This window comes from Rhodococcus sp. BH4 (assembly GCF_002079265.1).
GTDB classification, from domain to species: Bacteria; Actinomycetota; Actinomycetes; order Mycobacteriales; family Mycobacteriaceae; genus Rhodococcus_F; species Rhodococcus_F qingshengii.
In genome coordinates, this window is sequence record NZ_CP014941.1 from 4,418,924 (window position 1) to 4,431,873 (window position 12,950).

Consider the following 12,950-nt stretch of genomic DNA (forward strand, 5'->3'; position numbering starts at 1 on the left):
AGGTCAGCTGTGCAGCCCGCCGAACAGATCGCGCTCGCGGCCGTCCTCACCCACCGGACCGAGCGCGCCGGCGGCCAATACGAAATGCTCGACCGTCAGGATCGGTTGGACCACGTTGTTCGACAATGCGAACTCGGCTCGGCTCGGGGCTACCGTCACCTGAGTGGCGTGGGCGCTCAATGCCCTCGCCTTCGCATCGATGACGCCTCGAACGTCGATTGCCGTCGTCACGTCTGCGTCCTCGATACTCGGCAATTCCCCGGGCTCGGGCAGGCGCCAGTTCTCCGGGAACTCGGAAATCGCCGCGATGCCGCGTTCGAGTCCGCTGCGCTCGGCTACGGTCCAGTAGAACTTCGGAGTCGACCACGGCTCGCCGGTCTCGGGATACGCGGTCGTTCCTGCAGCTTCGACCGCCGCTGTCGTGATCGCGTGCGCCTGGATGTGATCCGGGTGCCCGTAGCCGCCGTTGGGGTCGTACGTGATCACGACGTGCGGCCGAATCTCACGAATGACGGCGACCACCGCGCCAACTGCTTCGTCGAGTCGAGCATTGACAAAAGCACGGGGATTGGCGGCCGAAGGTGTGCCGATCATTCCGGAGTCGCGATACCGACCGGCACCGGCGAGGAAGCGAGGAGCGGCACTGCCCAAAGCCGACAAAGCAGCGCTCAGTTCCGCGATCCGGTAGCCACCGAGTTGATCGGCCTCGGAAGCCACGAGCCCGGCCCACGCATCACCGATCACTTCGCCTTCCTCCCCCAACGTGCAGGTGAGGACTGTGACCTCAACGCCTTCGGACGCGTATCGCGCGATGGTGCCACCGGTGGTGATCGTTTCGTCGTCCGGATGTGCGTGTACCAACAGAAGTCGCTTCGCCGACGCGGTCACTTTTCCACCCTCACCCAGTCCGTAGCGTTTCCGAATATCCCCACCTGCACCGGCCCGTCGAGGACCACGCCCTCGACTCCGGTCCCGACCGCGACCAGCGCTCGGCTCTGCACGATCGGCAAAACCGCCGCAAGATCCCACAGCTTGGGTTCCGCATCGGCGATCAACGACCCCAGATCCCCGATGCCACTGAGCGCTTCGTCGATCCGACCTTGCAACGCCGGATCACACAGCCCGGACAGGTTGCTCGGAGCCTCGACGCTTGTCGTTCGGATGGGCTCCGGTGTCTGCGACGGCGTCGGTGCGGGCACTGCCGAACTTGTTGCCGGAGTGGAAGGTGCGCTCGGGCAACTGAACCGCGAGGCCAGCGAAGTGGCCGTGTCGGCGCCTGCCCGGCTCCAACCGACGATCATGTCGACGCGTCCTGTCGTCAGGTCCTCGCCGTAGAGTTCCTCCGGCGCCACCGATTCGACGGTCGCCAGGATTCCCACGTCACGCAATTCGTCGGCAGCGGTGTTTGCCACGGCGATCGCGATGTCGTCGTTTTCGGGAGCGCCGATCAGCAGTGTCAACTGGGCGCCGTCACGGACGATCGATCCGACCGTTCCAGTGCCCGTGACGATTCCGGTGGGCGGTGCCGTCAGGTAGCCGGCTGCAGTCAGCTCGCCCAGCGCCTGCTCCCTGGTCGGTTTCGGCGGCGCGGTGGGCGCATATCCCGGATCCGACGGAGCGAGGATCTGAGCTTTCACCGGGGCGGACGCCGATTCACTCCCTGCCGCCACCACGGCGAGCAGGTCCGGATCGAGCAGTCCCAGAACACCTTTACGCACCCGAACATCTGCGAAGTTCTTGCTTCGCCCGTTCACGTTGATGTCGAGAGTGCGCGGAACGTAGGAGAATGCCGTCCTGACACCCGGGATTGCAGACAGCTGAATATCCGTGGCACTACCCGAATGAACCTGCGCCACTTGGGCATCGTCGGTACGCAGCGCATCCGCCAACTGTGCAGCCGTTCCTCCGCGTCGCAGAACTATCTGATCCGGGTCTGAAGGCTTGCCCCAGAATCGGTCGTTGCGTTCGAGCACGATTTCGTCCCGGCCGCGGTCGACCGAGCGCACGTGAAAGTGGGCTCCCGACACCGGAATCCCCTCACTCAGGCCGGTGCTGAAACCGCCGGGAGTGTCCTTGATCAGGTGGGACGGAAGAATATCGGTGAACAACTCTCGCCATGCCGGATACGGCGCACGCATCACGACGTTGACCGTTTTGCCGCCGCCGGACGAGTTCACGTCGTCGATCATCTGATAGCCCGCGGGATTGACCACACCGGGAACCGAGATCATCTGCTGCCACAGGTAGCGAAAGTCTTCTGCCGCAATGGGAGCGCCGTCCGACCATTGGGCTTCGTTGCGCAGTTGGTAGCGAATCGTGAACGGGGCCTCCGACGTCACTTCAGCGGAAACGAGGAAAGAATCGTCGATCGCCCACTCCGTCGCGCCAGGTTGTGTGGGCGAATTGATCGGGCGAAACGCACTGGGCAGTACGAGGTTGCCGACTGCGGAGTTGACCGGCGACTGATCCGCGAGCAGGTGCGGGTTGAATCCGCCTCCCACCTCGTCGATTGCCACAGTGACCTGCTTCATCGCCGGAACGACCGGAGTCGGTGTGGGCTTGACGGTTTCGGTGCTCTCGACCGGAGGCGGCGGATCGGCTGTACATGCAGTCAGTGACAACGCCGTCACTGCCACTGCCAACGCCAGGTAGCGACGTCCTGAGGCCACAGACAATTCCTTCCGTACGGGGCCGCGTCGCCCCTTTGCAACTCGATTCCCTGGCAGATCTTTCGCCTGGAAACCATGAAGGCGAATGTACCTTTCCGCCGAAAACTCGGCTGAAAGGCACATCCGCCTGTCAGGTTGTAACCGACGAAAGACTACAGAGCAGCCTTGTCGCGTGCCTTGCTACGTGAACGCTCGCGAGCGCGCTCGGTTGCGTTGAGGTGCACCTTGCGGACGCGAACGTCCTCCGGGGTGACCTCGACGCACTCGTCGCTGGAGCAGAACTCCATCGCTGCTTCGAGTTCGAGCTTGATCGGCTTTGCGAGGGTCTCCATCACGTCTGCGGACGACTGACGCATGTTGGTCAGCTTCTTCTCGCGAGTGACGTTGATGTCGAGGTCTTCCTGACGCGGGTTGATACCGACGACGTGTCCCTCGTAGGTGTCTGCGCCGGGCTCGACGAAGAAGGTTCCGCGGTCGGCCAACTGGATCATGGCGAACGGCGTCACCGTGCCGGAGCGGTCCGAGACGAGCGAGCCGGTGTGGCGCGCACGGATCTCGCCGGCCCACGGGCCGTATCCGTCGAACACGGCGTTGGCGATACCGGTTCCGCGGGTTTCCGTGAGGAAGTCCGTGCGGAAGCCGATGAGGCCACGCGAAGGAACGATGAACTCCATGCGAACCCAGCCTGCGCCGTGGTTCGACATCTGGACCATCTTGCCCTTGCGGTTGGCCAGGAGCTGCGTGATGGCGCCGAGGTACTCCTCGGGGCTGTCGATGGTCAGCTCTTCGAAAGGCTCGTGAACCTTGCCGTCGACGAGCTGCGTGACAACCTGCGGCTTACCGACGGTGAGTTCGAAGCCCTCACGACGCATCTGTTCGACGAGGATGGCGAGTGCGAGCTCTCCACGACCCTGGACCTCCCACGCATCGGGGCGACCGATGTCGAGGACCTTGAGCGAGACGTTACCGACGAGCTCCTGGTCCAGGCGGGACTTGACCATGCGTGCAGTCAGCTTGTGACCCTTGACGCGACCGACGAGCGGTGACGTGTTGGTGCCGATCGTGACCGAGATTGCCGGCTGGTCGACGGTGATGCGGGGCAGTGCGACCGGGTTCTCCAGATCAGCGAGGGTGTCGCCGATCATGATGTCCGGGAATCCTGCGACGGCGCAGATGTCACCGGCGACGGCGACCTCACCGGGAACGCGCTCGACACCGATGGTCGTGAGGAGTTCGGTGATCTTGGTCTTCGTGACGACGGGCTCGCCGTCGACCTCGCGGCACCAGGACACGGTCTGGCCCTTGCGCAGCTCGCCGTTGTGGATGCGAACGAGTGCGAGGCGACCGAGGAATGCGGATGCGTCGAGGTTGGTGACGTGAGCCTGCAGCGGTGCGTCGACCGAGCCCTTCGGCGCGGGGACGTACTCCATCAGCACCTGGAAGAGTGCGGTGAGGTCCTCGGCGTCGGGAGCCTTGCCGTTCTCGGGCTGCACGGTCGATGCCTTGCCTTCGCGACCGGACGCGTAGAGGACGGGAAGTTCGAGTGCGAGCTCAGCGGCTTCGGCGGCCTCGTCGGACAGGTCCGATGCGAGGTCGAGGAGCAGGTCCTGAGCCTCGGTGACAACCTCTTCGATGCGGGCGTCGGGGCGGTCCGTCTTGTTGACGACCAGGATGACGGGCAGCGAAGCGGCGAGTGCCTTGCGCAGCACGAAACGCGTCTGCGGCAGGGGTCCCTCGGAAGCATCGACGAGCAGGACGACGCCGTCGACCATGGACAGGCCGCGCTCGACCTCGCCACCGAAGTCGGCGTGGCCGGGGGTGTCGATGACGTTGATGACGGTGATGGAACCGTCTTCGTTGACCTTATGTACTGCGGTGTTCTTCGCGAGAATGGTGATGCCCTTCTCGCGTTCGAGGTCGCCGGAGTCCATAACGCGATCGACCAGCTCGGCGCGCTCCTCGAACGCGCCGGACTGACGAAGCATGGCGTCGACGAGGGTGGTCTTGCCGTGGTCGACGTGTGCGACGATGGCAACGTTACGGAAGCTGGTGATGGTCACGCGATGGCTCTCCTGGCTGAGTTGATTCGGCCACGCGAAAGTCAAGTCGCACGGCTCTTCTGGTGGCCGCTGCACGAGTGTGTGATCCGAATCAGGGCACGAATCGCCTGAGAAGGCACCGCGGCCTAGTAAATACTACTCGCTCCGGGCTGATACTCCTGCATTGTGCGGCCTCTATCACCGCCCCCACCAGCGAATAGTGATCTGCACCACGCCGATGCGCGTAGGATTACGACCTGGAGAAACAGGTCATTTGAGGGTACGCTAACCTCGTTCCAAGAGCGGGCTCTCCGCCGTAGTGAAACAGGAAAGCCGCAGCGTCACATGGGAAAAGTCAAGGCAAGCAAGGTCTCGCAGCTCAAGCCGAAGAAGAAGTGCTGCCGCAAGAAGACGCGGTGCATCAAGTGTCCCGTCGTCATCATGCGGATGAAGAAGCTCGAGAACGAGGGCGCATCCAAGAAGGAACTGAAAGCGGGTCTCAAGAAGGCTCGTGCGGCGTAAGCGCGCTCAATTCCGCGAGTAACTCGGGGATCCAGGCTCGATCGTTGTCCACCAGATCCATCGACAACAGTTCTTCGGCGTCGACCCATGTCAATTGAGCATGGTCGAGCGCGACCGGTTCTCCCGACACCAACTCCGCCCGGTAGGCCCGCAGGACCAACCCCGGCGACAGTGGCACGTCGACACCGATTCTGGCGCCGCATCTCACCTCGACCGCCAGTTCCTCGAGCAGCTCCCGCGCCAACGCGTTCTGTGGCGATTCGAATTCTTCGACCTTCCCGCCCGGCAGCTCCCAACGACCGGCCAAAGCCGGCGGACTCGTCCGCTGCGCGAGGAGCAGCCTTCCCTCGCGGAAGATCGCACCGGCGACAACTTCCCGATCCCTTGCAGGTGCATCACTCATCGCACCATGATGGAGTATGGCCACTTTGTTGTCCGACTCCGCGATCCAAAACGCTCTCGACGAACTGCCCGCCTGGCAACTGTCGCCAGGGTCGATCACTCGCACGGTCGACTCCGCGACATTCCCGGACGCCATCGCGCTTCTTCAACGCATCGCGGCAGTCGCCGAGGCCGCGGATCATCATCCCGACATCGACGTTCGCTGGCGAAAGGTCACGTACACGCTTTCGACACACTCGGCGGGCGGTCTCACGGAACTGGACTTCGACCTTGCCCGTCGAATTGACGTACTCGTCGACGATTCGGTCCGTTTCGACTGATCTTCGAGTGAACAAACCTCGCAATCTGACGTAACAGTTGCATCAACTTTCACATAGATCACTTCAGTCACAGGTATGGTCGCCGTAAATCACGATCGAGGCCGGTCATGCCATAGACTCCCCCCGGTGCGTAGCTGCTCAGCAACTGAACAGCTGTACAACCCGGGGGCTCTGTACATAGAGTGACCCCTCGAGCCGTCAAACGCGGAGCTCGCCTAGGCGCCCGCGCGGTATGACTAAGGATGGGGAAACAGTGCTTCGAACCCGAGGTATGCGAAAGGCGTTCACCGCCGTCGCTATTGCCGCAGTAGCAGGACTGGCATTGCCGGCACAGGCAATGGCCGATCCGGCAGCACCGCCCGCACCCGAAAGTGTGCCGATCGAGTTCCTCGCATCGTTTGCGCCCGCCATCATCGGCGCCGCCGCAGGTCCGGCCGATGTTGCAGGCGGACCGCAGCAAGCGTTGCTCGACCAGGCTCGCGCGATCCTGAACTCCCCAGGCATTCCGCCCGAGATCAAGGCCACCCTCGAGAAGGTCATCACCTTCCTCGACGGCAGCGGCGGCGGCGGACCGGCGATCCCGGACGAGAACGCCCCCGTCATCGCGCAGTTCCTCTACCCGACGCTTGGCAAGGGCTGCATCTCGGCCACCGCCGATTCGGTCGGAACCGCACTTGCCGTTCCCGGCCCGGCTCACCTGCCTCCTCCCGGTCCCGCTGCCGGTCAGGCTGGATTCGTCTTCACCGCTCTCGGTACGGCTCCCGCCGTCGACGACCAGCCGGTGCCGATGACCGTCACCTGGGTCAACATCGACAACCAGCGCAGCGCCACCCAGAACTTGACCAACGCCGCACGCATCAACCCGGACGGCCCAGCCACTCTGTCGGCTATCGCCGATACCGGCCCCGGACGCGTTCTCTCGGTGATCAGCGGTTCGCTGACCACCCAGCCGGAAGGCGCAGATCGCATCACCTGCAGCTTCCTTCCGACCGTGGGCATGTTCGCGGTAGCTTGATCGAAGTCTTGTGAAAGGGACCCACCGAATTTCGGTGGGTCCCTTTTGCATCTCCGATCACCGTGATAGACCCGATAGATGGGACATCTACGAGTGGACATCACGCACGGTCGTCCAGAGAAGAAATCCGGCCCAGACCAGTCGATACGGTCACACAAGTCGACGCGATCGATACTGTCCATCCGATCCGAGGGGTCCATTCTCTCGATCGGATCGGCGTACTCGATCCTGTCGATCGGTAGCGTCGGCTCTTTTCTTTCGATCGGAAGCATCGGGTCTACGGCGTCGGTCCTGAGTTCGGGCTCGTTCGCCAGTCTCGGGTCCGCGCTGTCCGGTCTCTCACGTTGGTCACTGCTCTCCTGGCGTGGAAATCATGCAGCCCCCGAAGAACACCCGAAACTTGTTGTCATTGCGCCGGAATCGGATTCGAGCGATCCGGACCGCTCACTACGATCCGTCTCGCACTCTCAGACCTGATTCGGTCGCGGCCATTCGCGGCCTTCCAGCGCTTCGACCGAGGTATTGAATTGCCGCAGTAGGTCACCGAGCGCGAGACGCTGCTCCGGCGTCCACTCGCGGAGGACCTTTTCGACACCGGCTGTCGAATGTTCGCGATCAGCACGAAGTTTCGACAGCCCCTGCGCCGTCGGCCGGACCTTTCGCGCGAGCCCTCCGTCCGGATCCTCCACTCGCTCCACCAAGCCCTGACGCCTCAGCGCGCCGATCTGCCGGTTGATGGTGGAGATGTCGAGCGAGAAAGCGCAGGAGAGCTCCTTGAGGCTCATGGGATGTTGCAATTCCAGTCGACCGAGCAGTAGATACGCCGACCGGTCCAGATGAAGTTCGGCCCGTTGTGCGAGCGCGTGGTAACGCGAGAGCAGAGTCAACTCGTACTCGATATTCACCAGATCAGGGTCCCGGTCCATCCTCATATTGTGCAGACTACACACGATGTGTAGCGTGCACACTGGGGCGAACGCACCAATCAGAACACGCCATGGCGGGAGCCGCATGTCCGTTCACGCAGGGTCGTCCAATGTCGACGAGAAAATCCCCGACACGAACTACGCATCCTCGGGTCCAGTGCTCACCGTTCTAGGACTGTGCGGAATCGTCGTCGCCTTGATGCAGACGCTGGTAGTCCCCATCATTCCGCAATTGCCGCACCTGTTGAACTCCACTCCCGCCGACACCTCGTGGGCGGTCACCGCAACACTCCTCGCCGCCGCGGTGATCACGCCGATCAGCGGGCGCCTCGGCGACATGTTCGGCAAGAAACGAATGCTGCTGGTCAGTCTCGGGATGGTCGTTCTGGGCTCGGCCATCTGCGCGATCGCACCTTCACTGATCATGCTCGTTGTCGGCCGAGCACTTCAAGGAGCATCGGTCGGGGCAATTCCATTGGGCATAGCCATCATTCGTGACGTTCTTCCACCGAAGAAAGTGGCCGGCGCCATGGCGGTCATGAGCGCCACCCTCGGCGTCGGCGGTGCGATCGGACTGCCGATCGCCGCCGTGATCGCCCAGAATGCCAACTGGCACTTCCTCTTCGTCACATCGGCAGCGTTCGGGCTGATCTGCATCGCACTGGTTGCGTTCGTCATTCCCGAATCGACCGTACGACGCCCGGGACGTTTCGACTTCGTCGGTGCGCTCGGCCTCACCGTTGGTCTGATCACCCTGTTACTCCCCATCACCAAGGGCGGAACCTGGGGATGGGGCGACGCGAAAACCCTGGGGCTCCTTGCGGTTTCCGCGCTCAGCTTCCTGGTGTGGGGATGGTGGGAACTTCGACGCAACGCACCGCTGGTGGACCTCCGCGTATCGGCCCGGCCGCAAGTTCTCTTCACCAACTTCGCGTCGATCGCCGTCGGTTTTGCCATGTACGGCAATTCCCTGACGCTCCCCCAACTGCTCATGGCACCGACGTCCACCGGTTACGGACTCGGACTGTCCATGGTTGCAGCGGGACTCGCACTGGCCCCCGGCGGACTCGTCATGATGGCGCTCTCGCCCGTCTCCGCTCGAATTTCGGCTTGGCGCGGCCCGCGAATCACGTTGATGCTCGGCGCCCTCGTCATCGGATTGGGTTACGCCTTCGCATATTTCACGGTGTCGAGCGTCTGGCAGGTCGCTGTGGCCGGAATGTTCATCGGAGCGGGCGTCGGGCTCTCGTACTCGGCCATGCCGGCCTTGATCATGGGCGCAGTCCCCATCACGGAATCTGCAGCCGCGAACGGACTGAACTCACTGATGCGATCGATCGGCACGTCGACGTCTGCCGCGATCGTGAGCGTCGTTCTGGCCGGAATGACCATCACCGTCGGCACCGCAGTGATCCCCTCGTTCGAGGCGTTTCGTGCCACGTTCCTGATCTCCATCGCCGCCGCCGTCGTGACGATGGTGTTCGCCGGGTTGATTCCCAAACAGAAAGTCTCGTAGGGGAATCAACCCGGCGGAGGACTCACTTCTCCGAAGAGCCTTCGATGCTGCCCGTCTGCAACTTCGACAGAAGTGTGTAGATGAAATTGATGATGATATCCACGTGGTGCCCTCTCGCATAACGGGTCCCCGACCCGCCAACGACGGTACCGCAGAACCCTCCTGCATCGAATCGCCGACAATCAATTCTGCAACGTGTTCTAATTTGAGGCGACGACTACCCGAGGAGCCTTTCATGACCTGGACACGCACCGAACTCGAAGACGCCTTCGCGGGTTACCAGAACACCGTTGTCGAGTGCACTCGTTCCGGCGATTGGAACGCCTTCGCGGACATGTTCACCGAGGACGTCGTCTACGTGGAACACGCTTTCGGCACCCTCAATGGCCGAGAGGCCGTACGCAAGTGGGTCACTCGCACGATGACGGAGTTCCCGGGGCACCGCATGACCGAATTCCCGGCCAACTGGTTCGTGATCGACGAGCAGCGCGGATGGATCGTGTGCGAGATCGACAACCCGATGGAGGATCCGGGTGACGGATCCAAGCACGGAGCCGCCAACATCACGATCCTGCACTACGCCGGCAACGGACTGTGGTCTCGCGAAGAAGACGCCTACAACCCGATGAACTTCCTGTCGATGGCAAAAGCATGGTGCCTCGCCGCGGAAGCGGCGGGCACCCTCCCCGATGACGCCAAGGCCTGGCTCGCCAAATTCGGCGCTATGGTGCGATAGATCCTGTCGGCAACGAGGATCCGACCGGCTGGGCCGGACCGACCGCACCGGCCAACGACCACTGCCCGTAGTCCCGAGTGAGGATCGAGTTCAGATCCACGCCGACGCCGTCGACCTTGCGCTTGTCGATCTCGAACTGATGCAGGTTTGCCCGCGGGTGCACATACCCTGCGGGTGAGCCCCAGTTGTGCTGCCAGAACCAGGTTCCGACGCCGGCACTGATCATTGCGTCGATCACGCGAGTGTTTCCGTAGACGCCGAGCGCTCCGTTGCCGACAACCGAGGCCCACCCCTCGAGGTACGGCGTGATCAGCGTAGTGATTTCAGTAGTGGTCGGGTTGTCGTCGATCGACGCGTAGATCGGCCGACCGGACGGCCCACCAGCCGCCGCATGTAGTTCGAGGCCACGGGCAGCATGACGCTTGCCCGCTTCGCGGGCCCCGCGCCAGTCCGCCGTTCCGCCCTTGCCGAATTGATAGCAAGAAACGACTTGAAGTCCGGCCGCGGTCAACGCGTCGGTTTCCCGAGCCAGTACGGGCTTGCCGACCATCCAATCGGCGCCCGGGCGCCTGTCCGAGACGTATCGAATGGCGCCCGCATACCCGGCGGCCTTGATTGCCTGAGCGGACGGCACACCGGCGGCGTAATCGAGCAGGGTCCCGAGCGAACCGGCATTGGCCACCGACGTCGTACCGCTCAATGCAGCGAGTCCGGCAGCCGCCGATCCAGCCGCTGCGTACTTGAAGAGGTTTCTTCGCGAGACGTGCACAAAGCTCCGATCATCGGCGTGTCCCGCTCGAAGTGGCGGGCAGGCAAGCTATCTTCTTTCGCTCGCATTCCACCACAGTCACATCAACCCCGCCATGCACTTGGTCAACAATGCTCACATTGTCACCAAATTGGACGCCTGACAGACAACAGTGGCCCCCGAAGGCATCGCCTTCGGGGGCCACTGAGTCGGCCTAGCGGCCGGAAGCTATCAGCTGAGCGAGGTGAAGAAGCTCAGAGCGCTGAAGAGATCAGACGCGTTGCTGAAGAAGTCGTTGAGGAAGGTGAAGGCATCCGAGAATTCTGCGCTGCTCATGCGATGTGCTCCTGTCGAAGATACGGTCCAGAGGATTGCCGCCACGTGAGTGGCTGCTGGCGATAAGAGTAGAGGCCTTCCGTTACTTCCGCGACACCAAATGTGTCCGGGACGTTACATTTCGACCCCTTCGGGGCGCGGACATACACACAGGTAACACCCACCGGCAGTGATCAAACTGTCACCTAAGGACGATTTATTGACGTATTCCGAACATCGTTCCCGATAGCAGCAACCGCACAGCATCAAACCTGTAGGGCGACCACAAGATTGGCAAGCCTTACTTAACAGGATGGGTGTTGCTCCCGATAGAGGGCGTACCAGCAGATTGGCCAAATCCCCCGCGGCAATGTAGCCACGCGAGCTTAGTGCGGGCGCAAACATTCAGCCACAGTTCGAGTTAGCGAGATCTTTACGCCGAAAACGACCGGCCCGACGGCCCGCGGGACCGTACCTATCGGTCATCATGGTGACGCTATTCACACTGATTTGAGGAACTCCCGGCACCGATAACAACCGGATCTCGACACCGATTGGACGTTCGAGGGCACAGTGGAGTTCATGAACCTCACAAAGAAGAAGTCCTGGAGTGAGCTGTCACCCGCGCAACGCCGCGTCGTCGCCGTGCTCGCCACGATTCAGTCCCTGTTGGCGATCGCCGCGTGGACAGACCTGGCGCGACGCCCTGCCAATACGGTCAACGGCAGCAAGAAGAAGTGGGCGGCGATCATCTTCGTCAACTTCTTCGGGCCACTCACCTACTTCCGCCGAGGCCGGATTCAGTCGAAGTAGTCCCAGAACTGCAGCCACTTCACCGACGCAAAGAGCGTCAGAGTCACTGCGTACACCGCAATTACCGCTGCGACGCCGCGCCAGTTGGTGCGGGGAACGGCGCCGTCGACCGGGTCCAGCCAATGACGGAACCATCTCGTGACCGTCGGCATCAGGAACCACGTCATGGCGCCGACGCTGACTATCTGGCTCAACCACATCGACAGCCACGGCGGCGCTCCGATCCCGTCGAGCAGCGGCCCGAGAAACCTCGACAGCGTCATCACCGTGGGATAGAGGACGAGCAGGATGATCATCGCCGTCTTCCAATTCGGCGTCGCGCGAGTCTGCCCGTTCTCCGTGCGCAGAATGGTGCCGAACGGTGTCGACCGCGTGGTCTCGGTGAAGTCCTCGGCCAACTCGGCCCGCAGTTTCGGTAGTGCTGCGGCCCTCTGGGGCGACGCCATCCACACCGCCAACTGCTGCTCTGTCCGAAACCGAAGGACGGACTTCCACTGGGTGGAGTCGGTGACCGACCGCAACAACATCACCGACTCGTAGCCGGAGAATCGCGAACTGAGATCGATGAGGTGTCGTTGCGTTCGCAGAAACTCGTTCTCCTTACCCACGACGACGGCGTGGTCGTACACACCGATACCGGGCGGCGGCAGCACGCCGTCGATCAGAACGAGATCACTCGTCTGCGCCAGAATTCCCGTTGCAGCAGCTGATCTTTCGAGATCGCGGCGATCAGTCGACTCCAGCCAACGATGAAGATCGTCGGCACTGTCGAAAGTGACGGACACGCCGTGCGACACCGGTTCCGGTTGATCACTGATGCCACAGCTCAGGTAGCCGTCGAATCGACCGGCGGTCTCGGCCGCACGCTCGACCCACGCCCGGAATCCCGAACTCGTTCGGTGGTACCCGGTGATGGCAGTTGCGGACAC

Annotated in this window: 14 protein-coding genes; 7 read left to right on the forward strand and 7 right to left on the reverse strand. The window is 62.5% G+C overall.

What is annotated here, in order from left to right:
• Positions 1-3 precede the first annotated feature (3 nt).
• The 3 genes from mshB to typA all read right to left on the reverse strand — a co-directional run bounded on the left by mshB (position 4) and on the right by typA (position 4,729).
• The gene (gene mshB, locus A0W34_RS20175) at positions 4-888 is read right to left on the reverse strand and encodes an N-acetyl-1-D-myo-inositol-2-amino-2-deoxy-alpha-D-glucopyranoside deacetylase (RefSeq protein WP_081558163.1); all 885 of its coding nucleotides are present in this window, start codon (positions 886-888) and stop codon (positions 4-6) included.
• Positions 885-2,669, reverse strand: a complete 1,785-nt coding sequence (locus tag A0W34_RS20180) for an ABC transporter family substrate-binding protein (protein WP_030536226.1) — start codon at positions 2,667-2,669, stop codon at positions 885-887. Before A0W34_RS20180 ends, mshB begins: the two co-directional genes overlap by 4 nt.
• Positions 2,670-2,821: 152 nt before the next feature.
• Positions 2,822-4,729, reverse strand: a complete 1,908-nt coding sequence (gene typA / locus A0W34_RS20185; protein ID WP_007726276.1) for a translational GTPase TypA — start codon at positions 4,727-4,729, stop codon at positions 2,822-2,824.
• 324 nt (positions 4,730-5,053) lie between these two features.
• Here typA and A0W34_RS33220 point away from each other — a divergent pair, with 324 nt between their 5' ends.
• Positions 5,054-5,230 (forward strand): hypothetical protein, encoded by a 177-nt coding sequence (locus tag A0W34_RS33220; protein WP_003945207.1) that lies wholly within the window; start codon positions 5,054-5,056, stop codon positions 5,228-5,230.
• Here the strand turns inward: A0W34_RS33220 and A0W34_RS20190 are convergent.
• Positions 5,208-5,633: a (deoxy)nucleoside triphosphate pyrophosphohydrolase gene (locus A0W34_RS20190; RefSeq protein WP_007726279.1), complete on the reverse strand. Its 426-nt coding sequence runs from the start codon at positions 5,631-5,633 to the stop codon at positions 5,208-5,210. The two genes, A0W34_RS33220 and A0W34_RS20190, sit on opposite strands and share 23 nt — an antisense overlap.
• A 16-nt stretch (positions 5,634-5,649) precedes the next feature.
• Between A0W34_RS20190 and A0W34_RS20195 the strand changes: the two genes are divergently transcribed.
• The 3 genes from A0W34_RS20195 (at position 5,650) to A0W34_RS20205 (ending at position 7,444) form a co-directional block, all read left to right on the forward strand.
• On the forward strand, positions 5,650-5,952 hold the full coding sequence (locus A0W34_RS20195) for a 4a-hydroxytetrahydrobiopterin dehydratase (RefSeq protein WP_003945236.1): 303 nt from the start codon (positions 5,650-5,652) through the stop codon (positions 5,950-5,952).
• Positions 5,953-6,223: 271 nt separating this feature from the next.
• Entirely contained in the window at positions 6,224-6,967 is a 744-nt protein-coding gene (locus tag A0W34_RS20200; RefSeq protein WP_003945233.1) for an Rv1157c family protein, read from the forward strand.
• 78 nt (positions 6,968-7,045) lie between these two features.
• Positions 7,046-7,444 carry a hypothetical protein gene (locus tag A0W34_RS20205; protein WP_042448789.1) on the forward strand — a complete coding sequence of 133 codons (399 nt, stop codon included), beginning with the start codon at positions 7,046-7,048 and terminating at the stop codon, positions 7,442-7,444.
• On the opposite strand, the gene A0W34_RS20210 is transcribed toward A0W34_RS20205, so the two are convergent.
• The gene (locus tag A0W34_RS20210; protein WP_003945257.1) at positions 7,435-7,893 is read right to left on the reverse strand and encodes a MarR family winged helix-turn-helix transcriptional regulator; all 459 of its coding nucleotides are present in this window, start codon (positions 7,891-7,893) and stop codon (positions 7,435-7,437) included. The two genes, A0W34_RS20205 and A0W34_RS20210, sit on opposite strands and share 10 nt — an antisense overlap.
• An 85-nt stretch (positions 7,894-7,978) precedes the next feature.
• Here A0W34_RS20210 and A0W34_RS20215 point away from each other — a divergent pair, with 85 nt between their 5' ends.
• On the forward strand, positions 7,979-9,409 hold the full coding sequence (locus A0W34_RS20215; RefSeq protein ID WP_063316831.1) for an MFS transporter: 1,431 nt from the start codon (positions 7,979-7,981) through the stop codon (positions 9,407-9,409).
• A 235-nt stretch (positions 9,410-9,644) separates the two neighbouring features.
• Entirely contained in the window at positions 9,645-10,145 is a 501-nt protein-coding gene (locus A0W34_RS20220) for a nuclear transport factor 2 family protein (RefSeq protein WP_042920826.1), read from the forward strand.
• Here A0W34_RS20220 and A0W34_RS20225 read toward each other — a convergent pair.
• A complete protein-coding gene (locus A0W34_RS20225; RefSeq protein ID WP_030536231.1) occupies positions 10,132-10,914 on the reverse strand; it encodes a DUF1906 domain-containing protein in 783 nt (260 codons plus the stop codon). The genes A0W34_RS20220 and A0W34_RS20225 overlap by 14 nt on opposite strands.
• A gap of 876 nt (positions 10,915-11,790) precedes the next feature.
• On the opposite strand from A0W34_RS20225, the gene A0W34_RS20230 reads away from it, so the two are divergent.
• Positions 11,791-12,021 (forward strand): PLD nuclease N-terminal domain-containing protein, encoded by a 231-nt coding sequence (locus A0W34_RS20230; protein WP_007726301.1) that lies wholly within the window; start codon positions 11,791-11,793, stop codon positions 12,019-12,021.
• Here the strand turns inward: A0W34_RS20230 and A0W34_RS20235 are convergent.
• A complete protein-coding gene (locus A0W34_RS20235) occupies positions 12,009-12,950 on the reverse strand; it encodes an antibiotic biosynthesis monooxygenase (protein WP_081558164.1) in 942 nt (313 codons plus the stop codon). The two genes, A0W34_RS20230 and A0W34_RS20235, sit on opposite strands and share 13 nt — an antisense overlap.

Bases quoted from the DNA above. Each gene is read 5' to 3' on its own strand.
- A0W34_RS33220 (WP_003945207.1), top strand. From the start codon at position 5,054: ATGGGAAAAGTCAAGGCAAGCAAGGTCTCGCAGCTCAAGCCGAAGAAG.
- A0W34_RS20190 (WP_007726279.1), bottom strand. From the start codon at position 5,633: ATGAGTGATGCACCTGCAAGGGATCGGGAAGTTGTCGCCGGTGCGATC.
- A0W34_RS20195 (WP_003945236.1), top strand. From the start codon at position 5,650: ATGGCCACTTTGTTGTCCGACTCCGCGATCCAAAACGCTCTCGACGAA.
- A0W34_RS20200 (WP_003945233.1), top strand. From the start codon at position 6,224: ATGCGAAAGGCGTTCACCGCCGTCGCTATTGCCGCAGTAGCAGGACTG.
- A0W34_RS20205 (WP_042448789.1), top strand. From the start codon at position 7,046: ATGGGACATCTACGAGTGGACATCACGCACGGTCGTCCAGAGAAGAAA.
- A0W34_RS20210 (WP_003945257.1), bottom strand. From the start codon at position 7,893: ATGGACCGGGACCCTGATCTGGTGAATATCGAGTACGAGTTGACTCTG.
- A0W34_RS20215 (WP_063316831.1), top strand. From the start codon at position 7,979: ATGTCCGTTCACGCAGGGTCGTCCAATGTCGACGAGAAAATCCCCGAC.
- A0W34_RS20220 (WP_042920826.1), top strand. From the start codon at position 9,645: ATGACCTGGACACGCACCGAACTCGAAGACGCCTTCGCGGGTTACCAG.
- A0W34_RS20230 (WP_007726301.1), top strand. From the start codon at position 11,791: ATGAACCTCACAAAGAAGAAGTCCTGGAGTGAGCTGTCACCCGCGCAA.